General features: G+C 66.7%; 29 protein-coding genes. 11 read left to right on the plus strand and 18 right to left on the minus strand.

Annotated features, from left to right (window positions below):
* Positions 1–123 precede the first annotated feature (123 nt).
* The 3 genes from ACN27E_RS09795 to ACN27E_RS09805 form a co-directional block, all read right to left on the minus strand.
* Positions 124–444 (minus strand): hypothetical protein, encoded by a 321-nt coding sequence (locus ACN27E_RS09795; RefSeq protein ID WP_422748603.1) that lies wholly within the window; start codon positions 442–444, stop codon positions 124–126.
* Positions 445–467: 23 nt separating this feature from the next.
* Positions 468–1,562 carry an AAA family ATPase gene (locus ACN27E_RS09800; RefSeq protein WP_422748605.1) on the minus strand — a complete coding sequence of 365 codons (1,095 nt, stop codon included), beginning with the start codon at positions 1,560–1,562 and terminating at the stop codon, positions 468–470.
* A 316-nt stretch (positions 1,563–1,878) separates the two neighbouring features.
* Positions 1,879–2,088 (minus strand): DNA-binding protein, encoded by a 210-nt coding sequence (locus ACN27E_RS09805; protein ID WP_422748607.1) that lies wholly within the window; start codon positions 2,086–2,088, stop codon positions 1,879–1,881.
* Between the two features lie 177 nt (positions 2,089–2,265).
* Between ACN27E_RS09805 and ACN27E_RS09810 the strand changes: the two genes are divergently transcribed.
* On the plus strand, positions 2,266–2,712 hold the full coding sequence (locus tag ACN27E_RS09810; RefSeq protein ID WP_422748608.1) for an XRE family transcriptional regulator: 447 nt from the start codon (positions 2,266–2,268) through the stop codon (positions 2,710–2,712).
* Entirely contained in the window at positions 2,699–3,832 is a 1,134-nt protein-coding gene (locus tag ACN27E_RS09815) for a tyrosine-type recombinase/integrase (protein ID WP_422748609.1), read from the plus strand. The genes ACN27E_RS09810 and ACN27E_RS09815 overlap by 14 nt, the downstream gene beginning before the upstream one ends.
* 21 nt (positions 3,833–3,853) lie before the next feature.
* On the opposite strand, the gene nrdF is transcribed toward ACN27E_RS09815, so the two are convergent.
* Together nrdF and ACN27E_RS09825 are read right to left on the minus strand one after the other, a co-directional pair.
* Entirely contained in the window at positions 3,854–4,816 is a 963-nt protein-coding gene (gene nrdF / locus ACN27E_RS09820) for a class 1b ribonucleoside-diphosphate reductase subunit beta (protein WP_422749771.1), read from the minus strand.
* A gap of 108 nt (positions 4,817–4,924) precedes the next feature.
* Complete coding sequence (locus tag ACN27E_RS09825) at positions 4,925–5,665, minus strand: TetR/AcrR family transcriptional regulator (protein WP_422748611.1); 741 nt, start codon at positions 5,663–5,665, stop codon at positions 4,925–4,927.
* 152 nt (positions 5,666–5,817) lie between these two features.
* Between ACN27E_RS09825 and ACN27E_RS09830 the strand changes: the two genes are divergently transcribed.
* A complete protein-coding gene (locus ACN27E_RS09830) occupies positions 5,818–7,002 on the plus strand; it encodes an NAD(P)/FAD-dependent oxidoreductase (RefSeq protein ID WP_422748613.1) in 1,185 nt (394 codons plus the stop codon).
* A gap of 143 nt (positions 7,003–7,145) precedes the next feature.
* Positions 7,146–7,763, plus strand: a complete 618-nt coding sequence (locus ACN27E_RS09835) for a class I SAM-dependent methyltransferase (RefSeq protein WP_422748615.1) — start codon at positions 7,146–7,148, stop codon at positions 7,761–7,763.
* Positions 7,764–7,770: 7 nt separating this feature from the next.
* Here the strand turns inward: ACN27E_RS09835 and ACN27E_RS09840 are convergent, their stop codons facing one another.
* Both ACN27E_RS09840 and ACN27E_RS09845 read right to left on the minus strand, forming a co-directional pair.
* Positions 7,771–7,920, minus strand: a complete 150-nt coding sequence (locus tag ACN27E_RS09840) for an MFS transporter small subunit (RefSeq protein ID WP_422748617.1) — start codon at positions 7,918–7,920, stop codon at positions 7,771–7,773.
* On the minus strand, positions 7,917–9,305 hold the full coding sequence (locus ACN27E_RS09845) for an L-lactate MFS transporter (RefSeq protein WP_422748619.1): 1,389 nt from the start codon (positions 9,303–9,305) through the stop codon (positions 7,917–7,919). The genes ACN27E_RS09840 and ACN27E_RS09845 overlap by 4 nt, the downstream gene beginning before the upstream one ends.
* 183 nt (positions 9,306–9,488) lie before the next feature.
* Here ACN27E_RS09845 and ACN27E_RS09850 point away from each other — a divergent pair, with 183 nt between their 5' ends.
* Complete coding sequence (locus ACN27E_RS09850; RefSeq protein WP_422748621.1) at positions 9,489–10,034, plus strand: hypothetical protein; 546 nt, start codon at positions 9,489–9,491, stop codon at positions 10,032–10,034.
* 3 nt (positions 10,035–10,037) lie between these two features.
* Here ACN27E_RS09850 and ACN27E_RS09855 read toward each other — a convergent pair whose 3' ends face one another.
* Positions 10,038–10,751: a LysR family substrate-binding domain-containing protein gene (locus tag ACN27E_RS09855; RefSeq protein WP_422748622.1), complete on the minus strand. Its 714-nt coding sequence runs from the start codon at positions 10,749–10,751 to the stop codon at positions 10,038–10,040.
* A gap of 61 nt (positions 10,752–10,812) precedes the next feature.
* Here ACN27E_RS09855 and ACN27E_RS09860 point away from each other — a divergent pair, with 61 nt between their 5' ends.
* Positions 10,813–11,199, plus strand: a complete 387-nt coding sequence (locus ACN27E_RS09860) for a DUF5997 family protein (protein ID WP_422748624.1) — start codon at positions 10,813–10,815, stop codon at positions 11,197–11,199.
* On the opposite strand, the gene ACN27E_RS09865 is transcribed toward ACN27E_RS09860, so the two are convergent.
* The 7 genes from ACN27E_RS09865 to ACN27E_RS09895 form a co-directional block, all read right to left on the minus strand.
* On the minus strand, positions 11,162–11,605 hold the full coding sequence (locus ACN27E_RS09865) for a VOC family protein (protein ID WP_422748626.1): 444 nt from the start codon (positions 11,603–11,605) through the stop codon (positions 11,162–11,164). The genes ACN27E_RS09860 and ACN27E_RS09865 overlap by 38 nt on opposite strands.
* 84 nt (positions 11,606–11,689) lie before the next feature.
* The gene (locus ACN27E_RS09870) at positions 11,690–11,854 is read right to left on the minus strand and encodes a hypothetical protein (RefSeq protein WP_422748628.1); all 165 of its coding nucleotides are present in this window, start codon (positions 11,852–11,854) and stop codon (positions 11,690–11,692) included.
* A gap of 14 nt (positions 11,855–11,868) precedes the next feature.
* Complete coding sequence (locus ACN27E_RS09875; RefSeq protein WP_422748630.1) at positions 11,869–12,654, minus strand: NUMOD3 domain-containing DNA-binding protein; 786 nt, start codon at positions 12,652–12,654, stop codon at positions 11,869–11,871.
* A 27-nt stretch (positions 12,655–12,681) separates the two neighbouring features.
* Positions 12,682–14,850: a class 1b ribonucleoside-diphosphate reductase subunit alpha gene (nrdE, locus tag ACN27E_RS09880; protein WP_422748631.1), complete on the minus strand. Its 2,169-nt coding sequence runs from the start codon at positions 14,848–14,850 to the stop codon at positions 12,682–12,684.
* Positions 14,817–15,275, minus strand: a complete 459-nt coding sequence (nrdI, locus tag ACN27E_RS09885; protein WP_422748632.1) for a class Ib ribonucleoside-diphosphate reductase assembly flavoprotein NrdI — start codon at positions 15,273–15,275, stop codon at positions 14,817–14,819. The genes nrdE and nrdI overlap by 34 nt, the downstream gene beginning before the upstream one ends.
* A gap of 33 nt (positions 15,276–15,308) precedes the next feature.
* The gene (locus tag ACN27E_RS09890) at positions 15,309–15,551 is read right to left on the minus strand and encodes a redoxin NrdH (protein ID WP_422748633.1); all 243 of its coding nucleotides are present in this window, start codon (positions 15,549–15,551) and stop codon (positions 15,309–15,311) included.
* Between the two features lie 595 nt (positions 15,552–16,146).
* Complete coding sequence (locus ACN27E_RS09895) at positions 16,147–16,689, minus strand: NAD(P)H-dependent oxidoreductase (RefSeq protein ID WP_422748634.1); 543 nt, start codon at positions 16,687–16,689, stop codon at positions 16,147–16,149.
* A 105-nt stretch (positions 16,690–16,794) separates the two neighbouring features.
* Between ACN27E_RS09895 and ACN27E_RS09900 the strand changes: the two genes are divergently transcribed.
* From ACN27E_RS09900 to ACN27E_RS09915, 4 genes are all read left to right on the plus strand, one after another.
* Positions 16,795–17,382, plus strand: coding sequence for a TetR/AcrR family transcriptional regulator (locus tag ACN27E_RS09900; protein WP_422749773.1), 588 nt, complete (start codon positions 16,795–16,797; stop codon positions 17,380–17,382).
* Positions 17,382–18,440 carry a DNA polymerase IV gene (locus ACN27E_RS09905; protein ID WP_422748636.1) on the plus strand — a complete coding sequence of 353 codons (1,059 nt, stop codon included), beginning with the start codon at positions 17,382–17,384 and terminating at the stop codon, positions 18,438–18,440. Before ACN27E_RS09900 ends, ACN27E_RS09905 begins: the two co-directional genes overlap by 1 nt.
* A gap of 9 nt (positions 18,441–18,449) precedes the next feature.
* Positions 18,450–19,628 carry an AAA family ATPase gene (locus ACN27E_RS09910; protein ID WP_422748637.1) on the plus strand — a complete coding sequence of 393 codons (1,179 nt, stop codon included), beginning with the start codon at positions 18,450–18,452 and terminating at the stop codon, positions 19,626–19,628.
* 61 nt (positions 19,629–19,689) lie between these two features.
* The gene (locus ACN27E_RS09915; RefSeq protein ID WP_422748639.1) at positions 19,690–20,409 is read left to right on the plus strand and encodes a GAF domain-containing protein; all 720 of its coding nucleotides are present in this window, start codon (positions 19,690–19,692) and stop codon (positions 20,407–20,409) included.
* Here ACN27E_RS09915 and ACN27E_RS09920 read toward each other — a convergent pair whose 3' ends face one another.
* Positions 20,410–21,264 carry an SDR family oxidoreductase gene (locus ACN27E_RS09920; RefSeq protein ID WP_422748640.1) on the minus strand — a complete coding sequence of 285 codons (855 nt, stop codon included), beginning with the start codon at positions 21,262–21,264 and terminating at the stop codon, positions 20,410–20,412.
* Positions 21,265–21,274: 10 nt separating this feature from the next.
* On the minus strand, positions 21,275–21,913 hold the full coding sequence (locus ACN27E_RS09925; RefSeq protein ID WP_422748642.1) for a TetR/AcrR family transcriptional regulator: 639 nt from the start codon (positions 21,911–21,913) through the stop codon (positions 21,275–21,277).
* A gap of 118 nt (positions 21,914–22,031) precedes the next feature.
* Here ACN27E_RS09925 and ACN27E_RS09930 point away from each other — a divergent pair, with 118 nt between their 5' ends.
* Entirely contained in the window at positions 22,032–23,513 is a 1,482-nt protein-coding gene (locus tag ACN27E_RS09930; protein WP_422748644.1) for a cytochrome P450, read from the plus strand.
* Positions 23,514–23,519: 6 nt separating this feature from the next.
* On the opposite strand, the gene ACN27E_RS09935 is transcribed toward ACN27E_RS09930, so the two are convergent.
* Entirely contained in the window at positions 23,520–24,026 is a 507-nt protein-coding gene (locus ACN27E_RS09935; protein ID WP_422748646.1) for a homocitrate synthase, read from the minus strand.
* Between the last annotated feature and the right edge of the window lie 197 nt (positions 24,027–24,223).

Below are 24,223 nucleotides of genomic sequence, written 5' to 3' on the forward strand. Positions count from 1 at the left end.
TGTCGTAGCCACGCAGCCGAGCGCTGACCTTGGGCGCGTGCTGACGACGATGCTCGGGTGCGCAGTCCTCGCAGCGGCTCGCGGGGCTCGGTGTTCCGCACGTCAGGCATGGCCGGTTCAAGGTCACGACCCGGTTCCTTCGATGCGCTCGGCCATCTCCGCGACGAACTGATCGGAGACCAGCTCAACCCACGCGGTCAGGACCGAGCTACCCGCGTCGTGCAACATACTGACCAGTGGGCCCAGGAACACCAGGTGCTCTGTGCTCAGCCACCCCAGTGCTGGCCAACAGGCGGCGTAGGCGTAGCCACCTTCGAGCCGGTGTCGCTGTTCATCTTTGACCGACTGCCATGCGGCCATCGCCCACACCGACAGTCCCGGGTCGCGCAGGGTGGCTAGGGGCTCAGTCCAGCGTTCGAGTACGGAAAGGTCGGCGTCGGTCACAAGGCCAAGGTTCGGCGGCATCCTCATCGTGCATCACTCCTCGTCCAGTGGAAGGGGGTGTCTGAACCGTCTGAAGTGTCTGAACGGGAATGGCTTTCAGACACTTCAAACACTTCAGACAGGGGTCCGTAGAGCCCTCGGCTCCGCTTGGCGATGCGGCCAGCGTCGGCCAGTCGGCGCAGGTAGGTGCCCGCGTCGTTGCCGTTGATACCGAGGTGACCGGCCAAGTCGGCTGGTCGGGTCTCGGGCCTGCCGTTCACGAACGCCACGGCCTCGGTGCTCCGGTCACCGAGGTCGCCCGACTCGCGGCGACGGCGCGCGGTCGCAGCGGCGTCCAGTAGGTCCATGCCGTCGAGGGACCAGCGCCCATCGTGTGTCATCAGCGCGTACTCGTCCTCGCGCACATCGCGGCCGGTGACCGACAGGATTGCCTCGGACGCATGACGTTTCCGCGCCAACACGAGGATGAAGTCAGCCGATCCGGCGATGCCCTGCGTTCCACTCACGGAGTCGAGGAAGTCGCCAGTCTCGGCCTTCCGCGTGTGGTGGACGGCCAGCAGGCACCCGCCGGGTACGTCGCCTATGCGGCCTTTCAGCGAGCCGCCGATCCGGTAGTCGTGAGCGTAAGAGTCCTCGAACGATGCCTTCGGCGGCTTGACCTTTCCGAGGGTGTCGAGGATGACCAGCGGGGCATCGTGACCGTAGCGCCGTAGGAACTCGTCGGTCATGGTCATGCACTCGGCGGACGACCCCCGCGTGACCACTTCCAGTCCGCTCGGCAGCTCGTCGCCGTCCATCAGCTGACGGAACCGCGATTGCAGCCGCCTATGTCCGTCCTCCATCGCGAAGTACAGGACGGGCCGCTGCTTGACGGGCACAGCGCCGAACACCGAACCGCCAGCGGCGCACGCCAGCGCCCACGCCGCCACCATCCAGCTCTTGCCCGCCTTGGGCGGTGCGGCCAGCAGGCCGAAACCCTCGGGCACTACACCCTCCACGATCCACTCCAACGGCGGGAACACCTGCTGACCAAGCCATTTCGCGGTTACCGCGCGTTCGTCGTACAGCGCCTCGGCCTCGCGTGCCGCCTCGGCCTCGTCCCAGGTCGCGTCGGTCACGAAGCGACCCCCCCGCAAAGCCTGTGCAGGGTGTGGGCCAGATCGCGGTCCCGATCACCACGACGCCAGAGAGCGCGCCGGACCTCAATGGGCACCATCGGCACCAACCCGGTTTCGAGCACGTGGCGGGCAGCAGCGGCCCACGCGTCCAGGGCGGCATCAGTCAGCGGCGGATCGGTGCACCTGCACGGCCACGGGTCCGGGCAACCACACTCAAGAGGCGGGCAGCGCAGCGCCGCCGATCGGCGACGGGCCAGGGTCAACATTGGGGCGGCTCGATTCGTTGGGCGCGGATGGGCGGGGGGCGAATCGGGGGTCAGGCCGGTCGACCGGTCTGGCTCACCCGGTTGGCAGCGAGGTAGCTCAGGACGTCCTCGCGCAGGTAGCGGATCCGCTTGCCGAACTTGACGTACGGGATGCCGCGGCCGAGGTAGCGGTCTTGAGCCAGTGCCGACGTGGTGGTTTGCATCACCTCCGCAAGCTGCGCAGGAGTGGACAGGGCGGGCAAGTGTTCAATGTCGGCCACGGGGGGTGCCTCTCTGACTACGGAATGGATCAATTCTGATCGTCTAACTACTCGATATTGCATCGATGTAATTCAGTGTGTCAAGCACGAGTTCTCGACTTATCAGAATTGATCACTTATGGTGTGCCCATGCCTACCGAGAAGTCCGGCCGCCCTCTCGGCCCAACCGGTGAGACGGTGCGTCAGAACATCCGGCGGCTGCGCGGCCGGATGCCCGTCACCGAGTTGTCCGAGAAGCTGACCGCCCTAGGTCGCCCGATCCCCCCGCTTGGGCTACGGCGCATCGAGGACGGCAGTCGCCGTGTAGACGTGGATGACCTCACGAGTCTTGCTCTCGCACTTGATGTTTCGCCGGTCACCCTGCTGATGCCCTACACCGAAACCGACGACGAGCCGGCGGAGGTGACCGGGCGAGCCGAGGCGGTCAAGGCCAGCATTCTGTGGGACTGGCTTCGCACGGCGAGCACCCTGCACGGACCAGACGGCGGTGACGATGGCCGTTCGGCGATCTTGCTCGAATGGGTGACGTGGGTCCGGCGCGCGGCACCATCGTGGAGCAACCGCGAGATCGTCGGGCGCATCGAGCGGATGATCACCGAGGGCGGCGACCGTGGCGACCATTAGCAAGTACAAGGCGGGCGACGGCACCACCCTCTACCGGGTCCGCTACCGCGTCGACCACCGGCAGACCGACAAGCGCGGGTTCCGCACCAAGCGCGAGGCCGAGGCCTTCGCCAACACCGTGGAGGTAGACAAGCTCCGGGGTGACTACGTGTCGCCGTCGAATGCCCGGATCACCGTCGACCAACTCGGTCAGGCGTGGCTCGACCGCCAGCGCGGCCACCTCAAGCCGTCTGGCTACGCCGTCATGGAGACCGCCTGGCGGCTGCGGGTCCGGCCGCGCTGGGGCAAGGTCGCCCTCGGCGATATTCGGCCCACGGCGGTGCAGCACTGGATTGCCGAGCTGAGCCAGGGCACCGACGACGCCAAGGCCGTGGGTGCATCGGTGGTTCAGCGCACCCACTACGTGCTCTCGTCCATCTTGGCCGACGCCGTGCGGGACAACATGCTGGCTAAGAATCCGGCGGCGGGGGTCCGGCTCCCGCAGACCAGTCGCAAGCGCCCGCTGTACCTCACCCATGCGCAGGTGTCGGCGCTTGCCGCTGCGGCGGGCGCCTATGAAGGCCTCGTTCTGCTGCTGGCCTACACCGGCCTTCGATGGGGCGAGGCGGTCGGGCTGCGGGTGCACGATCTAGACATGCTGCGGCGGCGGGCGACCATCGCGGAGAACGCCGTGGAGACCGGCGGGAAGATTCACGTCGGGACGCCCAAGGCGCACAAGCAGCGCACCGTACCGCTTCCAGCCTTCCTGCTCACCCACCTTGCCCGTCAGTGCGAGGGCAAGCGCCGAGGCGATCTACTGTTCCCCGGCGACGATGGCGAGCACCTGCGCCGTCCGCACCCGGTCTCCGGGTGGTTTGCCAAGGCGGTCACGGCGTCGGGTATCCCCCACGCCACACCGCACGATCTGCGGCACACCGCCGCATCGTTGGCGGTGTCGGCCGGGGCCAACGTCAAGGCCGTACAGAAGATGCTCGGCCACGCCTCGGCGGCGATGACTCTCGATGTCTACGCCGACCTGTTCAACGACGATCTGGAAGCCGTGGCGACCGCTCTCGATGCCGCCAGATCACGTGAGAGTGTGGGCAAAATGTGGGCACGGGCCTCGGAAAGCGACCAATAAAGGTTTGCTAGACAGGCCGTTCTAGAAGTCCCAGTCCTCGTCTTCGGTGTTGACGGCCTTGCCGATCACGTAGCTGGAGCCCGAACCGGAGAAGAAGTCGTGGTTCTCGTCGGCATTGGGGCTCAGCGCCGACAGGATCGCCGGGTTGACGTCGGTCTCGTCGCGGGGGAACAGCGCCTCGTAGCCGAGGTTCATCAGCGCCTTGTTGGCGTTGTAGCGCAAGAACTTCTTGACGTCCTCGGTCAGGCCGACGCTGTCGTAGAGGTCCTGGGTGTACTCCACCTCGTTGTCGTACAACTCGAAGAGCAGTTCGTAGGTGTAGTCCTTGAGCTCGGCCTGCTTGGCCGGATCCTGCAGCGCCAACCCGCGCTGGAACTTGTAGCCGATGTAATAGCCGTGCACGGCCTCGTCGCGGATGATCAGCCGGATCATGTCCGCGGTGTTGGTCAGCTTGGCCCGACTGGACCAGTACATCGGCAGGTAGAAGCCGGAGTAGAACAGGAAGCTCTCCAGCAGCGTGGAGGCGACCTTGCGCTTGAGCGGCTCGTCGCCCTTGTAGTAGCGCATCACGATCTCGGCTTTGCGCTGCAGATTGGGGTTCTCCTCCGACCAGCGGAACGCATCGTCGATCTCGGCCGTCGAGCACAGTGTGGAGAAGATGTTGCTGTAGCTGCGCGCGTGCACGGACTCCATGAACGCGATGTTGGTGTAGACCGCCTCCTCGTGCGGGGTCAGCGCATCGGGGATGAGCGACACCGCGCCGACGGTGCCCTGGATGGTGTCGAGCAGCGTCAGACCGGTGAAGACCCGCATGGTCAGCTGCTTTTCGTGGTCGGTCAGCGTGCCCCACGACGGGATGTCGTTGGACACCGGAACCTTCTCGGGCAGCCAGAAATTGCCGGTCAGGCGGTCCCACACCTCGGCGTCCTTGTCGTCCTGCAGGCGGTTCCAGTTGATCGCCGAGACACGATCGATCAGCTTGATTTCGCTCACGAGAACCCCATTTCGACCCGGACGGAAAACGTGACTCGACACTACCTCTGGTGTCCGACAACACGCCGCAACACAAGAACTTGTGCTGCGTGTCGCGACTCAGGCGACGTGCTCGCTGCGCCGGACACCCTCGTGCAGGGGCAGGTCCGGGTTGAGCTTGATGCCGATCAGATCGCAGGTACCGCTGATCGAACCGACCATGATCGTGGTCAGATGCGCGACGAACTCGCCCGACGGCATGCGTCGCGGGCGGTCACCGTCAGCACCCAGCCACCAGTCGGTCGCCGAGGCCACCGAGCCGAATGCGGCATAGGCGGCGAGCTCGAGCGTGGCCGCGTCGATCTCGATGTCGCGCAGTTCGTGGTCGAACATGTTGGCCATCGCCACGGTGATCTCGCGGCTCTCGTTCAGCGCCCGCATCGTCGACTCGCTCTGCTCGGCGAACCGGCCCTGGATCAGGAAGCGGATGACGTTGGGGTGCTCGTCGACCATGCGGACGTACTGCTCCACACTGCGCCGGATGACCTCCCGACCGGAGTCGGTCGACAGGTCGATCGACGGGAAGATCGCCGTCCACAGCATGTCGCGCAACCGCTGACCGATGGCCTGGAACAGGTCGGACTTGTCGGCGAAGTGGCGATAGATCTTGGGCTTGGCCGTCCCGGCCTCCTCGGCGATCTCGCGGAGGCTGACGTCGGGTCCCTGCCGGTCGATGGCCCGGAACGCGGCATCGACGATCTCCGCACGCACCTTCTTGCGGTGCTCGCGCCAGCGTTCGCTGCGCGCGTCCACCTTGTCGCCGGTATCGCTACCGGGACGTGATCTCGACCCTCGACGCACCCGCCCACTGTACTCGCAGTGCCGCGACTGACCTGCTCGGAACCGCCGCGACCTCGACGTTCCGTTCACCTGTGACCATTTGCCCACAACGCCGTCCGGGCCGACCATGGGTACTATCCTCAGCGACAGTCGCCAGAGACGAGACGAGATTCATGACACAGCGATACGACCTGGTCGTCGCCGGCGGTGGGCCCTCGGGTTCGGCCGCGGCGTGGCAGGCCGCACAGACCGGCGCGAAGGTCGTCGTGCTGGACAAAGCCGAGTTTCCGCGAGCCAAACCGTGCGGTGACGGTCTGACCGCCCGCGCGGTCAGCTATCTGCAGAAGATGGGGCTCGCCGACGAGGTCGCCACCTACCACCGGGTCAACCGGGTCACGGTGTTCAGCCCGAGCAAGTGGGAGCTGTCGTTTCCCAAGCGCCCCGGCATGCCCGACCACGGCCACACCGTCAGCCGGGAGCACCTCGACACCGTGCTGCTCAAGCACGCCGAATCCGCCGGTGCGGAGGTCCGCCAGGGCGCCGAGGTCACCGGTCCGATCCAGGACGAGAACGGCCGGGTCATCGGCGTCACCCTCAAAGGCGGCGAGAAGGTGTACGGCGACGCGGTCATCGCCGCCGACGGCGCCTACTCCCCCATCAAGCGGGCCCTGAAGATCGACTCGCAGTACAACGGCTACCAGGCGATCGCGATCCGCTCGGAGATGCCCGCCAACCGACCGGACTCCGACAGCCTGGACATCTATCTCAAGCTGCAGTTCGAGGGTGACCAGCTGCCGGGGTACGGGTGGGTGTTCCCGATGGGCGACGGCATCTTCAACATCGGCCTGGGCTACGTCAACAGCTACAAGAACTGGCAGTCGATCAACGCCACCCAGTTCCTCGGCGACTTCCTGCGCACGCTTCCGCGGGACTGGGATCTGCCCGCCATCGAGGAGCTCAAGAAGAACAAGAGTGTGCGGGCATGGCGACTGCCCATGGGGTTCACCGCCTGGCCGCCGTGGCGACCCGGTGTGCTGTTCACCGGCGACTCCCTGGGCGCCGGCAAGCCGGCCTCAGGTGCGGGCATCTCCAAGGCGCTCGAATCCGGGCTGGCCGCGGGGGAATGCGCCATCGCCGCGCTGACCAACGGTGGGCCGGACGACTTCACCAACTACGCGCAGCGCATGGAGGCGGCGTGGGGTCGGGAGTACAAGCGCGGCCGCTACTTCCACAAACTGGCCGGGATTCCCGCGGTGGCGAACAACGGCATCAAGGTGATCGACAACGCCTTCTTGCGGGATCGCATGCTCAAGGCGCTGTACAAGAAAGAACAAGGCCCGCAGCACAAGTACACATAGGTTTCCGCCCCGCCGAGGTATATCGGCGCACCGCCGGGTGTGTGGTTCGCGTGAGCGGATCACACACCCGGCTTTTTCCGCCGGGCTTTGCCAGATCAGCAACGCAGCTTGGCAGTAGGTGGCATGCGGGGCACGCTGGTGTCATGACCGAATCCGATGTTCAGCAGGAGTGGGACGAGCGCTACGCCAGTGCGGCGCAGCTGTTCAGCGGGCGAGCCAACACCGTCCTCGTCGCCGAGGTGAGCGGACTGCCGCCGGGCCGGGCGCTGGACGTCGGCTGCGGCGAGGGCGCCGACGCGGTGTGGCTGGCCACGCGGGGCTGGGAAGTCACAGGGCTGGACGTCTCGGGCGTCGCCATCGAGCGGGCCGCCGCGAGCGCGGACAAGGCTGGCGTACAGATTGATTGGGTGCGCAGCGGCCTACTCGAGGCGGCCCTTCCCGCCGCTGGCTTCGACCTCGTCACCGCGCAGTATCCGGCATTGCCGGCCACCGAGAGCCGTGCGGTCGAACGCGCCCTGATCGGCGCCGTCGCACCCGGCGGGCTGCTGCTGGTGGTGCACCACGCCGGATTCGACGGGGAGGCGGCGAAGGCCCGCGGCTTCGACCCGGCCGACTACGTCTTTCCGGCCGACGTTCGCTCGTTGCTCGGCGACGACTGGGACGTCCATTTCGAGGACAGCCGCGTCCGTGAAACACCCCTGGGCGGCGAAGAACACCGGCACACGCATGACGCGGTGTTGCGCGCGCGACGACTGGGGTGACCGGCCGTCACTGAAACAGCTGCCGGACCTTCAACACGAGTTCGAAGACGCCGTAGAGGAACGGGACGGTCACCCACAGCCACGCCAGAGCGATATAGGCCCTGGGCACGGTCGCCCGGTAGTCGTGCAGTTCGCCGTCGGCGCTTGGGTCGGTCATCGCCTGCTCTCCTCGACGTCGTGTGCGCCCCCGACAGACGCGTCCGGTTCGTGCCATCTGTCGGCCACGGGTCTGATCAACTCATTGCACACGAACCCGACGACCAGCAGCCCGATCATGATCGAGAACGACAGGGTGTACAGATCGGGTCCGGACTTTCCGGCGTCGGCCTGGGTGTCGGCGATCGCGTTGACCATGACCGGGCCGACGATGCCCGCCACCGACCAGGCGGTGAGCAGTCGGCCGTGGATCGCGCCGACCTGATAGGTGCCGAACAGGTCACGCAGGTACGCGGGCACAGTCGCGAATCCGGCTCCGTAGAACGACAGGATCAGCAGCGTGCACACCAGGAACACGACCTTGTTGGAGTTCTGCATCAGCGTGATCACCAGGTAAAGCAGTGCTCCGACGCCGAGGTACATGCGGTAGACGTTCTTGCGGCCGATCTTGTCCGAGAGACTTGACCATCCGATGCGGCCCGCCATGTTCGCCAACGACAGCAGCGCCACGTACCCCGCCGCCGCCGCGGCCAGTCCGGCTGCAGCGACGCCGGCCGTGGGGAAGAAGTCCTGGTAGATCGGCGACGCCTTCTCGAGGATGCCGATGCCGGCGGTGACGTTGAAGCAGAGCACCACCCACAGCAGCCAGAACTGGGGCGTCTTGATGGCGTTGTTCGCCGAGACCTGTCCGACCGAGACCATCGACCCCACCGTCGGTTCGGTCGGTGTCCAGCCGTGCGGTTTCCAGTCCGCCCTGGGCACCCGGACCAGCAACCAGCCCAGGGACATGAAAACCGCATAGACGACGCCGTGCACGAAGAACGTTTTCGCGATCCCCGAGGATTCGGTGCCGAACGCGTCGAGCATCGCGGTCGACCACGGCGACGCGATCAGCGCGCCACCGCCGAAACCCATGATCGCCAGACCCGTTGCCATGCCGGGCTTGTCAGGGAACCACTTGATCAGCGTCGACACCGGGGAGATGTAGCCGATGCCCCACCCGATGCCGCCGAGGACGCCGTACCCGAGCAGCACCAGCCAGTATTGCTCCAGCGCGAGCCCAGCGGCTCCGACCAGCCAGCCACCGCAGAAACAACACATGGCGGCGAACATCGCGGTGCGGGGGCCGTTGCGGTCGACCCAGGTGCCGAACAGCGCCGCGGACAGGCCGAGCACCACGATGCCCACGGTGAACGGCAGCGCGCTCAGGGTGCCGGAGATGTCGAGGGCCCCCTCGAGCGGCTTCTTGAACACGCTCCACGAGTAGGCCGCGCCGACCGACAGGTGGATGGACAGCGCAGCCGGCGGCACCAGCCAGCGGCTCCACCCCGGTGCCGCCACGATCCGGTCGCGGCTGAAGAAGGGCGCGGATTTCTCAGATGCCATCGGCCGGGTCCTCCGTTCGAACGTGCACGTTCCAGATGGATCAGCGTGCCGGGTGTGATCGGGCACACAGATCGCCGGGTTCCCCGGCAGACCCTGGCGAAAACCGCGCGGCTTTAAAACGGTTCAGCCTTCGTATTCACATGTACTCCCCGCCGCCGCCTCGGCCGGCCATACCCTGACCAGATGTCCGGACTCGGCGCCGCTGCCGCACGGCACCTCTCGGCGAACGGCACGGCGCCGATGGAGCCGGGCCTGTCCGATGACGAGGTCGTCCACCTCGAGTCGTCGTTCGGGTTCACGTTCGCCGACGACCACCGAGAGTTCCTCGCCACCGGGCTGCCGGTCGGAGAGGGGTGGCCGAACTGGCGGGCGGACGGACACCGGCGCCTCGAGCGGCGACTGCGGCTACCCGTGGACGGCATCCTGTTCGCGGTGGAGTGGAAGCGGTTCTGGGACGACGGCTGGGGTGCGCGTCCAGCCCGGATGAAGGACGCCCTGCGCAGCGCGGCGTATCACCTGGCGCGGGCGCCGCGGATGATCCCGGTGCACTCGCACTGTTATCTACCCTCCGGCCGCGAGTTCACCGGCCATCCGGTGCTGTCGATATACCAGGCCGACATCCGGGTCATCGCCCCAGACCTGCTGGACTACGTCACCCTGCTGCCGCCACCGGACAGCACGTCCACCGGCTCGCCGACCGTCGCGTTCTGGTCGGCGCACGTGCACTGAGCGTCAGCGTCGACCGCGTCCGGGCCTGCCCGGTGTGCGGGCCACCTTCCCTGCGGCGGCGCGGGCGGCCTGTTTGGCGAGCGTCTTCTCCCGTGCGCTGCGCTTAGGGGCCGTCTCGGTCTGTCCCCGCGAGGAACCGACTCGGCGGCCGCGCACGATTCCGATGAACTCCTCGACGTAGTCGGTCTGCGGTCCGTCCGGGACGGCGAGCGCCACCGGGCACCCCGGCGCATCGACGATCGGACGATACGTGAGGTCCCTGCGGTGGTACAGGCGGGCCAGCGACTGCGGCACGATCAGGGCACCCAGGCCCGCGGCGACGAGTTCGACTGCGGCCTCGGTGGTTTCAGGCCGGTGCTCGACGGGGGCACCGGGCGCATCCGGCCAGTCGACGACGTGGTCGAGCGGTATCAGGATGGGCTCCCCGGCGAGGTCCGCGGCGGTGATCTCATCGGCGGCCGTGAGGACGTGGTCGGTCGGCGCGACCACCACCGTCGTCTCCTGGTACAGCGGGATCACGGCCAGACCGGACGCGTCGGTCGGCAACCGGAGCACCGCCACGTCGATGGCACCGGTTCTGACCTCCGAGGCAGCGTCGGCCGCGGCCACGCTGCGCAGGTGCAGCGACACGTCGGGGTGGCGCTCGGCCCAGATCCGGGCCCACTTCGCGGGCGTCGCCCCCGGGACGTAACCAAGCGTGAGTTCGGACGCGGTCACCGCCTCAGGCTACCGATAGGCTGACGGCCATGAGCGACCCTTGCGGAGCGAATCGGCGATGATGAGCAGGCCGAACGCGCAGTCCATGAAACCCGCCACCGCGGCGAAGAAGCTGGACGTGTACCTGCCCGCGACGCCTTCGGAGTTTCAGCAGAACCCGATCACCCGGGCCGAGCTCGAGGCGCTGCAGTCGGATCCGCCGCAGTGGCTGAAGGATCTCCGCAAAAACGGCCCACACCCGAAGAACCTGGTGGCGGCGAAGCTGGGCGTCTCGATCGCCGGCCTGGGCCGGGGTGGTGTCACCGAGGCGCTGACCACCGAGCAGATCAGCGCACTGCTCGACGAGATGCCTGAGTGGCTGCTGGCCGAACGCGAGAGCTATCAGAACGTGCTGCGTGAGGAGCGGCGACTCAAGGCGTCGCGGGCCGAGCAGGCGCGGCAGAGCTGACCTCGGTCTGGGGCGCCGCCGCTGGGTTGAACCAGAAGATCTGCCAGGAGTGGCCGTCCGGATCGTTGTAGCTGCGGCCGTACATGAACTCCTCGTCCTCGCAGTCACCCGCCGTTCCGCCCGCGGCGAGGGCGCGGTCCACGAGGGCGTCCACCGCCTCCCTGCTCTCGACGCCGAGGCAGATCACGCACTCCTTCGTCGTGGCGGCGTCCGCGGTCTGCACGGGGTGGAGGGAATCGAAAACCTCGCGCTGCAGGAGCATGGCGAAGAGGTTGTCGCTCAGCACCACAACCACCGACTGGTCGCCGCACAGCTGCTCGTGGAAGCGGTACCCGAGTTCGGCGAAGAAGCTCCGCGAGCGGTCGATGTCGGCCACGGGCAGGTTGACGAAGATCGGTGTGTGCATGCGGGAGTGCCTTCCGGTGATCGCGGAATCCTCGTGCAGGACGCCGTCGCCAATGCAGACCGTGCCGGCTGGGCGCACTCATCGTCAGCGGTCGAAAAGCTCGCTGAGGCGGTCGAAGAATCGATCGACGCGCCGCTCGAACCGCGAACCCTTACCCCACCTCTCCCAGACGGAGATCAGGGCGAACAGGGCCACGACGATTCCGAGCACCAGAGCGGCGACGAGGATGACCTCGACGGTTGTCGACACCGAGAGACCATCGCCTACAGAGCATCCGGCGAAGGCTGCCCGTCGGAATCATTGCTCTCGTTGCAATACCGGCACGTGTCTCTCTTGATGTCCTTATTCGTGTGGTGCCTCGTATGCGCACTACGTCTACTCGACGGCTTCGGCCTTCCTCTGCGGACTGCCGACATTTTGGCGCGGGTTTCATCGCTCGCCTTGCGCCCGTAGTTGGGATTTGCGGCCCCACGCCGCAGTTCTGCCAGCTGAGCACGGGCTTCTTCGGACATGACGCGCCCGAAGCCCGGGTGATCGGGGCCGAACTTGCCGAAGTTGGGGTTCGCGGGACCCGCGTTCTGCCCCTTGCGGAGTGCCGACCATTTTGCACGCTGTTCATCGGCGTGGTTCCGCCCGTAGAACGGGTTCTCCGCGGCGAACCTGCTCACGCCTTTGCGGCCCGTCGAACGGATTCTGGCCGCCTCCCGCATCTCCGCCGTCCATTCGACCCCGGTCGGCCCCAGGCTTCCCTCGGATAGATTGAGTAGCTTGTGTCCTTCGCTTCGAAGCCGCTCTATCCAGGCGATCTCGGCCTCGCCCAGCTCTTGCAAGCCCTCGACGACCTCGAGTACGTCGGCAACGATGTCCTCGCCGTCATGTATTCGTAGCCAGTCATAGAAAGGCGTCTTTCTACCCGATCGGGCAACTTTGAGATGCTGTCGGAGACGAATCTTCGCGGTCTTCGTCGTCAGACCGACATACCGATAGACGAGCTCCGGCCGAAGCCTTACCCCGTAGATCACGCCCCGGCCCGGAGTCCCGTCCGTCATGACACGGCCGCTGTCAGCGACCGGGCACTACAACATACAGCTGACGCAATTTTCCACCTCAGTGCCTGCCAGCGCCATCTGGCGCAGCCGGATGTAGTACAGCGTCTTGATTCCCTTGCGCCAGGCGTAGATCTGCGCTTTGTTCACCTCGCGCGTGGTCGCGGTGTCCTTGAAGAACAGCGTCAGGCTCAGGCCCTGATCGACGTGCTGCGTGGCCGCGGCATAGGTGTCGATGATCTTCTCGTAGCCGATCTCGTACGCGTCCTGGTAGTACTCCAGGTTGTCGTTGGTCAGGTACGGCGCCGGATAGTAGACACGACCGATCTTGCCTTCCTTGCGGATCTCGATCTTGCTGGCCACCGGGTGGATCGAACTCGTCGAGTGGTTGATGTAGGAGATCGAGCCCGTCGGCGGGACGGCCTGAAGGTTCTGGTTGTAGATGCCGTGCTGCTGCACCGACTCCTTCAACCGCCGCCAATCGTCCTGGGTCGGAACGCGGATGCCGGCATCGGCGAAGATCTGGCGCACCTTGTCGGTGGCCGGCTCCCACACCTGCTCGGTGTACTTGTCGAAGAACTCCCCCGACTTGTACTTCGACTTCTCGAACCCACCGAACGCCGTACCCCGTTCGATCGCAAGGCGATTCGAGGCGCGCAGCGCGTGGTAGAGCACGCAGTAGAAGTAGATGTTGGTGAAGTCGACACCTTCTTCGGAGCCGTAGAAGATCCGCTCCCGGGCCAGATAGCCGTGCAGGTTCATCTGGCCGAGCCCGATCGCGTGCGAGGAGTTGTTGCCCTGCTCGATCGACGGCACGGACCAGATGTGGGTCTGGTCGCTGACCGCGGTCAGCGCCCGGATCGCCACCTCGATGGTCTGCGCGAAGTCCGGTGAGTCCATCGCCTTGGCGATGTTGAGCGAGCCCAGGTTGCACGAGATGTCCTTGCCGACCTTGGCGTAGGACAGGTCCTCGTTGAACAGTGACGGCGTGGAGACCTGGAGGATCTCCGAGCACAGGTTCGAGTGGGTGATCTTGCCGTCGATCGGGTTGGCCCGGTTCACCGTGTCCTCGAACATGATGTACGGATAGCCCGACTCGAACTGCAGCTCGGCCAGCGTCTGGAAGAACTCGCGTGCCTTGATCTTGGTCTTGCGGATCCGCGCATCGTCGACCATCTCGTAGTACTTCTCGGTCACCGAGATGTCGGCGAACGGCAGCCCGTACACCCGCTCGACGTCGTACGGCGAGAACAGGTACATGTCCTCGTTCTTCTTCGCCAGCTCGAAGGTGATGTCGGGGATCACGACGCCCAGGCTCAGCGTCTTGATCCGGATCTTCTCGTCGGCGTTCTCCCGCTTGGTGTCCAGGAAACGGTAGATATCGGGATGATGCGCGTGCAGATACACCGCGCCCGCACCCTGTCGAGCACCGAGCTGATTGGCGTAGGAGAACGAATCCTCGAGCAGCTTCATGATCGGGATGACACCCGAGCTCTGGTTCTCGATGTTCTTGATCGGCGCACCATGCTCGCGGATGTTGCTCAGCAGCAGGGCGACACCGCCGCCGCGCTTGGACAGCTGCAGCGCCGAGTTGATCGAGCGGCCGATGGACTCCATGTTGTCTTCGATGCGCAGCAGGAAGCACGACACGGGCTCGCCGCGCTGCTTCTTACCCGAGTTGAGGAACGTCGGGGTGGCCGGCTGGAAGCGGCCGTCGATGATCTCGTCGACGATCTTCTCCGCGAGTGCCGTGTCCCCGGCGGCCAGCGTGAGGGCAACCATCACGACCCGGTCCTCGAACCGCTCGAGGTAGCGCTTCCCGTCGAACGTCTTCAGCGTGTAGGAGGTGTAGTACTTGAACGCACCGAGGAACGTCGGGAAGCGGAACTTCTTGGCATACGCCCGGTCGAGCAGCGTCTTGACGAAGTTACGCGAGTACTGGTCGAGCACCTCGCGCTCGTAGTAGTCCTTCTGGATCAGGTAGTCGAGCTTCTCGTCCTGGTTGTGGAAGAACACCGTGTTCTGGTTGACGTGCTGCAGGAAGTACTCGCGCGCGGCGAGCACGTCCTTGTCGAACTGAATCCTGCCGTCCTTGTCGTACAGATTCAGCATCGCGTTGAGCGCGTGGTAGTCCGTCTCCCCGGGGAGCGTCTGGGCAGCGGTGACTACTGGCTCTGCAGCTGTGACGGTTGGTGCCACGTCGGTTGGTCCTTCCAGAAGTTTTCGAGGCCGGCCCGTACCGCGAAGACGTCGTCCGTCGTCCCCATCAGTTCGAACCGGTAGAGGTAGGGCACGCCGCACTTGCGGGAGACGACGTCGCCTGCGTAGCCGAATTCGGCGCCGAAGTTCGTGTTGCCGGCCGCGATGACACCGCGTAGCAGCGACCGGTTGTGCTCGTTGTTCAAGAACGCGATGACCTGCTTGGGGACGTATCCCCCGGCGTCCGGATCGGGCCCGTTGGCGTGTCCGCCGCCGTACGTGGGCAGGACCAGAACGTACGGTCGGTCGACCTCGATGCGGCCGTGCAGCGGAATGCGGGTGACGGTGCCGTCGCGCAGCCCCAGCTTCATGACGAAGCGATGGGTGTTCTCCGAAACGCTGGAGAAGTACACCAGGTCGCCCATCGTCGTTTCCTTCCGCTGTGCCGGTTACCCGTGTCAGGCGGTCGCGGCAGCCACTCCACCGAGCGCCTTGATGCGATCCGGGCGGAAGCCCGACCAGTGGTCGTCGCCGGCCACCACGACCGGAGCCTGCAGGTAGCCCAGGGCCATCACGTAGTCGCGCGCCTCGGGATCGAGCGAGATGTCGACCACGTCGTAGTCGACACCTTGCTTGTCGAGGGCCTTGTAGGTGGCGTTGCACTGGACGCAGGCGGGCTTGGTGTACACGGTGACAGTCATTCGACGGGCTCCCTCAGCGAAATCTTCGTTCGGCGATCTGTGGTTGTTTGTCACGCTGCACCCCACTAACGCACCAGCGGTTGGACAACGAGAGCTCGTTGACTTTCAACGTCGAGACGAAGGGAGAACTTCCTTCGAACCTGCGTTGATCGTCCGCGGGGCTCCGCTTCCTGACCTCCACCGTAGACACTAGATGTTGTGCTCAGTTAGTGAAACACATACTAGGTGTCGTAATGACACGTTTGGAATTTTGCCTGGTAACCGCGGTGTGTCGCTCCCCGGTCGGCGTGTCGCACACCGCCGAGTGCCACCTCGACCACCACACGACGTGTCTATCAGCAGCCACCGACAAAGCCGCGGCGACGCACCGGAACGCCGACACCCGCCAGCAAACTCGGGAAGGTGCGTCGCCCCGTACGTCACTTTGGCCTCGCGCGCCCCTTCCGTCACCACCGGCTCCGGCCGAAATGAACAGCCCGCCTGGTGGCGACAGGTCACCGACAGCCTGCTGTCACACCCATGTCGCCCACCAGGCGGGCACCTACGCCGCCACCGGGAGGCGGCGGCTACATCCGAGCCGCTTCGTCGGCCCCTCTCAGCCGACTTCGGCGGCCAGCTTTCCGATGATGTCGCGCAGCTTCGCGGCCAGCTCGGCGTTCTCGCGCGGATGGTTCCCGTCGAGGGTCTCCGTCGGAATCGACAGCTCGAGATCCTCGACCACGCGCGGTCCGGCGATCCCGAACGACTTGCGGGTCTCGTCGTGCGCCCACACGCCCCCGTAACGCCCATGCGCGGCGCCGACCACGGCCAGCGGCTTGTCCTTCAGCGCGCCGTTGCCCCACGGCCGCGACAGCCAGTCGATGGCATTCTTCAGGACACCGGGGATGCTCCCGTTGTATTCGGGCGTGACGACCAGTGCCGCATTCGCCCGCGCGGCGGCGGTTCGCAGCGCAATCACCGGCTCGGCGACATCAGCGGTGTCGATGTCCTCGTTGTAGAACGGCAGCTCGCCCAGGCGATCGAACTCCTCCAGCCGCACTCCGTCGGGCGCGGATTCCGCGGCGAGTTCGGCCAGCTGACGATTCACCGAGGCGGCCCGCAGGCTGCCCACCAGTACCAGCACGTGCACATCCGGCATGTCATATCCCTTCGGTCGGCGTCCAGATCCTCCCATGAGCTAACCGGACTTCGGTCCGATTAATTCCGGCTGAGCTAAAGTGCAGAGGTGAGCGCCACCGACGGCATGATCGGCCTGCCGGTCATCGCGTCCGCGCCGGCCGAGCGCGGCGATGCGGCGCGCAACCGTCTGCTCCTGCTGGAGGCGGCGAGGCGGCTGATCACCGAGCGCGGCGCCGACGCAGTGTCCACCGACGACATCGCCGCCGAGGCCGGCGTCGGCAAAGGCACGCTGTTCCGCCGCTTCGGCAGCCGCGCAGGTCTGATGGTGGTGCTGCTCGACGAGAACGAGAAGGCCCAGCAGGAGGCGTTCATGTTCGGGCCGCCGCCCCTGGGCCCCGGCGCACCGCCGCTGGAGCGGCTGCTCGCCTACGGGCGTGAACGCCTGAGCTTCGTCCACCAGCACCATGCATTGCTGTCCGACGCCGCCCGCGATCTCCAGACCCGGTTCAACGCGCCGATGAGCCTGCACCTCGCGCACGTCCGGTTCCTCCTGGAGACCGCCGGCACCACCGGGGACCTCGACTCGCAGGCGGTTGCGCTCACCGCCCTGCTCGACGCCGACTACGTCGAACACCGGCTGGCCGAGGGCGTCACGCTCGATGCACAGGGTGACGCCTGGTCGTCGGTCGCCCGGAAGCTCTGCGGCACCTGATGCGCTGGGTGCTGCATGTCGACCTCGACCAGTTCCTGGCGGCGGTCGAGGTGCGCCGTCGCCCCGAACTCGAGGGCCGCCCCGTTGTCGTCGGCGGAAACGGAGATCCCACCGAGGCGCGCAAGGTCGTCGCGTGCGCGTCCTATCCCGCCCGGACATTCGGCGTACATGCCGGCATGCCGCTACGTGCCGCGGCCCGCCGCTGCCCGGACGCGGTGTTCCTGCCGTCGGATCCCGACGCGTACGACCAAGCGTCGGCAGAGGTGATGGGTCTGCTGCGCGATCTGGGGCATCCGGTCGAGGTGTGGGGCTGGGACGAGGCCTATCTGGGCGCCGACCTCGACGACACCGCCGATCCCGTCGCATTGGCCGAACACATCCGCACGGTGATCGCCGCGAACACCGGGTTGTCCTGCTCGGTCGGTATCAGCGACAACAAACAGCGCGCGAAGGTGGCGACCGGGTTCGGCAAACCGGCGGGCGTCTTCGCGCTCACCGAGGACAACTGGATGGCGGTGATGGGCGACCGGCCGGTCGACGCGCTGTGGGGGGTGGGTCCCAAGACCGCCAAAAAGCTCGCCGGCATGGGCATCACCACCGTCGCCGACCTGGCCGCAACCGACCCGGCGGTGCTCACGTCGGCCTTCGGACCGACCACCGGATTGTGGATCCTGTTGCTGGCCAAGGGCGGTGGCGACGACACCGTCAGCGCGCAGCCCTGGGTCCCGCGTTCACGCAGCCACGTCACCACCTTCCCCGAGGATCTGACCGACCGTGCCGACATGGACGCCGCGGTCGTCGACCTGGCTCGCCGGACACTGGCGGAGGTGGTCGAACAGGGCCGGGTGGTGACCCGGGTGGCGGTGACCGTACGCACCAAGACGTTCTTCACCCGGACCAAGATCCGCACACTGCCCGCACCCGGTGTCGATGCCGACGCCGTCATCGCCACCGCACTCGACGTGCTCGACCGGTTCGAGCTCGACCGACCGGTCCGGCTTCTCGGCGTGCGGCTGGAACTCGCGATGCCCGAACCGGCTGTCACCGCCGGGCACTAGCCTCACGCCATGCTGCAGACGGTCGCCATCCGCGGATACCGCTCGCTGCGCGACGTGGTCCTGCCGCTGCGCCGCCTCACCGTGGTCACCGGCGCCAACGGCACCGGCAAGTCCTCGCTGTACCGGGCGCTGCGACTGCTGGCCGACTGCGGCCGCGGTGAGGTGATCGGCTCGCTGGCCCGCGAAGGCGGTCTTCAGTCGGTGCTGTGGGCCGGTCCCGAACAGATCGCCGGCGCGCGGCGCACCGGGCAGTCCCAGGGCACCGTGCGCACACGTCCGGTCTCGCTCGAGATGGGTTTCGCCGCAGATGATTTCGGATATCTCGTCGACCTGGGCCTACCGGTGCACGCCGGGCCGGGCTCGCTGTTCGGACGCGATCCGCAGATCAAACGCGAGCTGGTGTTCGCCGGCGCGGTCGCGCGTCCGGGGGCGACGCTGGTGCGGCGCGGCGGCGAGTTCGCCGAGGCGAGTTCGGCGTCGGGGGGCGGCTTCGACGAGCTGACCAGGGCGCTGCCGCTGTATCGCAGCGTCCTGGGCGATTTCGCACATCCGCAGGCCCTGCCCGAGCTGGCGGCGGTCCGCGACAGATTGCGGAGTTGGCGGTTCTACGACGGCTTCCGCGTCGACGCCGCCGCGCCCGCTCGCCGGCCCCAGGTCGGTACCCGCACGCCGGTGTTGTCCGACGACGGGAGCGATCTCGCGGCCGCCGTGCAGACCATTCTCGAAGCCGGGTTGGACGATCTGCCCCGTGCGGTGGCCGCCGCGTTCGACGGGGCGGCGCTGCAGATCGCCGACCACGACGGGATGTTCGATCTACAGATCCGCCAGCCCGGCATGCTCCGTCCGTTGCGATGCGCCGAATTATCCGATGGCACCCTGCGCTTCCTGTTGTGGGCCGCTGCGCTGCTGAGTCCGTCGCCACCGTCACTGATGATCCTCAACGAACCGGAGACATCCCTGCATCCCGATCTGGTCCGCCCCCTGGCGGGCCTTGTCGCGACGGCGGCCGCGCAGACTCAGGTGGTGGTGGTCACCCACTCCCCCGCCATGGTCGAACTGCTGGACACCGTCGCGATCGACGAGGACGGCGAAGCGGTACACCTGTCGCTGTACAAGGAGTACGGCGAGACGCGGATCCAGGATCAGAACCTGCTCAGCACGCCACCGTGGGACTGGGGCGCGCGCTGAGACATCGGTGACGGAGAACCGAAAACCCGCGTCCGGCAACGTTTGCGACTATCTTTTGACAATGGCGTCAGTTCCGGGGTTCGACGAGTGGATGACCGATGAGCTCGCCAAAGAAGCCGCAATCGCCGGGGAGTCGGTGGATAGGTTCGTCGCGCGGGCGGTCGCGGCGCGCATGGCGGTCGAGCAGGCCCGCCGCGACGACCGCAACCTCGACGAGATTCTCGAGCGGGTCCGCCGGATGGATCTGGAACTACCCGCGGTCACGCGTAACGCGCGATCGGTCATCGCCGACCCGGACCGGCTGCGCGCGCTGTACGACACCGGACTGCTCGACACCGGTCGCGGCCGCTTCCTCGACCGGATCGTGGAGATGGCGGTCGGAGCTTTGGGCGTCCCTTCGGCGGCGGTGTCGCTGGTCGACCGGGACGACGTCTACCTGCTCAGCGCCATCGGTCTGCACGAGGAGCTCGCCCTGGCCCGTCAGGTGCCCATCGATCAGTCGATGTCCTGGCCGATCGTCACCACCGGCGAACCGCTCGTCGCCTCCGACGCCCGCACCCATCCGGCATTGATGGGTCATCCGCTGGTCCGAGACCATTTCCTGGTTGCCTACGCGGGCTTTCCGATCACCGACCCCGCCGGCCACACCATCGGCGTCCTGTCGGTCTGGGACCGGGTGCGGCGGGATTGGACCCCGGGCCATCTGCGCATCCTCGAGGACTTCGCCGCGATGGTGTGCGACCGGATCTTCGGCGGTGGCGGTGGGCGAACCGGGTGGTGATCAGCGCCGCGACGGCCGCAGCGCGCGGCTGAAGATCACGTTCACCTGACGCATCGCCACACTGTAGGGCCACCACATCGTCCGCTTGAACAGATAGAACGCGCGGATATCCGGCGAGGTGTAGATGAGATAGCGGTTGCGCCGCACGCCGCTCAGGATCCGGTCGGCGACGTGTTCCGGCGACACCGCGTGGCCGGTGAACCGGTTGGTCCATTTCTGCACGTTCGGGTCTTCGCGGTCGACGCCGGCGATCTGCACCGTCTGCACCAGGGGGGTCTTCACCGCACCGGGCACCACCACCGACACCCCGATCCGGTGGCGGGCCAGATCGAAGCGCAGCACCTCCGACAGACCCCGCAGGCCGTATTTGCTGGCACTGTAGGCCGCATGCCACGGCAGGGCCACCAGACCGGCCGCCGACGACACGTTGACCAGATGACCCCCGCGACGCGCGGCGATCATCGGCGGCACGAATGCCTCGATGACGTGGATCGGTCCCATCAGGTTGACGTCGACCATCGACTTCCAGTGCTGATGGGTGAGCCGGTCGACGGTGCCCCACGCGGAGATCCCGGCGATGTTCATCACGATGTCCATCGCGGGGTGTTCGTCGTGGATGTCCGCGGCGAACTGGGCGACGGCGTCGTAGTCGGCGATGTCGAACGCGCGGTGGATGGGCACGCGCGCCCCGAGGGCGCAGACGTCGGCCACGGTGGCCGCCAGGCCCTCGGCGTCGCGGTCGGTGAGGAACAGCTCGGCGCCCTCAACGGCGAGCCGCAACGCGGTGGCCCTGCCGATTCCGCTCGCTGCGCCGGTGAGCAGACACCGCTTCCGGGCGAAGCCGCCGTCGGTCATATCGGCGACCCTACCGTCCGTCGCCGAGGTCCGATCCGCCCCAGAGACCGTAGAGCCACAGCCGCTCGACCACCCCGTCGGCGCGCGCCGGGTCGTCGGTGCGCCCGACGAACCCGCTGTCGCGCGACAGCGTCAGCGCCGTCGTCGACGTCAGGGTCCGCACCAGCGCGGGCAGGTCGTCGGTGATCGGCCGGGCGCCGGCGTCTTGACGCACCAGCCCGACGATCTTGTCGATCACCGCATCTTCGAAGTCGTTCATGATCTCGCGGATCTGCGCATCGGTGTTCCTGGCCAATGTGGTGGCCCGCATGATCGGATCGTTGGTGGCGAACACCGCCTTCGCGTAGCCGACCATCCGCCGTGCGAATTCCGACGGTGACTCGTCGGCCTCCCGTGGCGCGTAGTCGTGGCTGAGCTTGGCCAGTTCGGCCATCGCGTCGGCGACGATCACCGCCAGGACGGCGTACTTCGAGTCGAAATAGAAGTAGAACCCGGATCGGGCCACGCCGGCGCGCTCGCTGATCGTGCTCACCGACAGATCGGCGAACGACTGTTCTTCGAGCAGCTCCCGGACCGCCGCGACGATGGCGTCACGCTGCCGGTCGCCGCGGCTGCGGCGAATCTCCGGCGAGGCGGGTTCGGCGCTCATGACATAAGACCTTTGCACCGCGGCACGCCAGAACAAAACTTGACATGCGTCAATTCAGCCGGTCAGGATGGTCGGAGGTGACGTCCACCACAGCGTCGTGAGTACCAGGAGCGTTCAGATGCCGACCATCAGCACCCCGGAATACCTGCTCGACCAGGCAAAGCGGCGGTTCACCCCGTCGATCAACAACTTCCCCGGCGTGGGCGTCGTCGAGAAGAAGCTGCTGAACACCGAGTTCAAGCCGACGGTTCTCGCCCAGCCGCCGGCGGGCAGCGATCTCAAACCGGTCATGGGCGACAAGGGGCTGCCGATCTTCGGCCACATGATCGAGATGTTCTGCGGCGGACCGGACTACTTCCTGCACCTCTACCGCAAGAACGGCCCGGTGTTCTACGTCGACTCACCCGCGCTCCCCTCGGTGGCCGCGCTCGGCCCGGACGCCGCGCAGGCCGTCTACTCGAACCGCAACAAGGACTTCTCCCAGCAGGGCTGGGTCCCGGTCATCGGGCCGTTCTTCCACCGCGGCCTGATGCTGCTCGACTTCGAAGAGCACATGTTCCACCGCCGGATCATGCAGGAGGCCTTCGTCCGCACCCGACTCGTCGGCTACACCGAACAGGTGGACAAGGTGGTCTCGCAGGTGATCGCCAACGACTGGGTGGCCAACGACTCCCGCTTCCTGCTGTATCCCGCGATGAAGGAACTGACCCTGGACATCGCCTCGATGGTGTTCATGGGTCACGAACCCGGTAGCGACCACGAACTCGTGACCAAGGTGAACAAAGCGTTCACCACCACCGTGCGGGCGGGCAATGCGATCATCCGCACCCCGGTGCCGCCCTTCACCTGGTGGCGTGGCCTGCAGGCGCGCAAGCTGCTCGAGGACTATTTCAGCCAGCGGGTCAAGGAACGCCGCGGCAAGGACGGCTCGGACCTGCTGTCGGTGTTGTGCCAGACCGAGGACGAGGACGGCAACAAGTTCTCCGACGCCGACATCGTCAACCACATGATCTTCCTGATGATGGCCGCCCACGACACCTCGACGTCCACCGCGACGACGATGATCTATCACCTCGCCGCCAACCCGCAGTGGCAGGACCGCTGCCGCGACGAGTCCGACCGCCTCGGCGACGGCCCGGTCGACATCGAGTCGCTGGAGAAGCTCGAATCGCTCGATCTGGTGATGAACGAGTCGATCCGGTTGGTCACCCCCGTGCAGTGGGCGATGCGCCAGACCGTGCGCGACACCGAGCTGCTCGGCCACTATCTGCCCAAGGGCACCAACGTCATCGCCTACCCCGGCATGAATCACCGGCTCGAGGAGCTCTATCCGGATCCGATGAAGTTCGACCCGGACCGGTTCGCCGAACCGCGCAACGAGCACAAGGGACACCGGTACGCCTTCAGTCCCTTCGGCGGCGGCGCGCACAAGTGCATCGGCATGACGTTCGGCCAGCTCGAGGTGAAGACCATCCTGCACCGTCTGCTGCGCAAATACCGGCTCGAACTGCCCAGCGCCGACTACCGCACCACGTGGGACTACGGCGGTATGCCGGTGCCCAAGGACGGTATGCGGATCGTGCTGCGCCCGTTGCGCTGAGCTGCCTCAGACCGCGGCGAGCAACCGGTTCGCGCAGGCGATGACGGCCCGCAACGCGGACTGGGTGGGATCGCCGGCCACGCCCATCGCCCATTCGGTGCGGGCGCCGTCGGACCCGTGGATGAAGGTCGCGATCTGCGCGCCGGCCGGCATCTGGTGGAAGGCCATCATCTCCACCGCGACGCCTTGGTCGTAGAGCATCTCGGTCAACGCGGCGACGGGTCCGAACGCCGCCGCGGTCGCGGTGCCGATGCGGTCACCGAAGGCCAGGGTGGCCTGATAGTGACGCGGCTGCGGGCCTAGCCGGCGGGCCGGACGTTCGGCGTCCGTGCACGCCCAGTGGCCCAGCCGCAGCGGGCCGGTGTGGGGTGAATACTCGGCGAGGAAACGGTCGAAGGACATCGCGTCGGCCTCCTTGCGCAGCGCGCGCGGAACGCGGGCGACGATGTCGACCGCACGGGGCGCGCTCGGGGCGGATTCTGCCTGGCTGGAACTTGCCGAACTGGGGATCATGTGTGCCGGTCATCTCTGGACTCGAGGAGCTGACCGACGAGGGAGCAACGACCCACAGCGGGGGGTCGGTCTGGATCAGACCCCGCTGCGGGTTGCTACTACGAGTCGCCTTGGCACGTTCGTGACTGTAGACCCCTCCGGCGACCGCACGCAAACACCTTCCGGTTGCGCTGGCCGCCGTCCGCCGTCCTAGGGTG

Source organism: Mycobacterium sp. WMMD1722, assembly GCF_049315205.1.
Taxonomy (GTDB): Bacteria; Actinomycetota; Actinomycetes; order Mycobacteriales; family Mycobacteriaceae; genus Mycobacterium.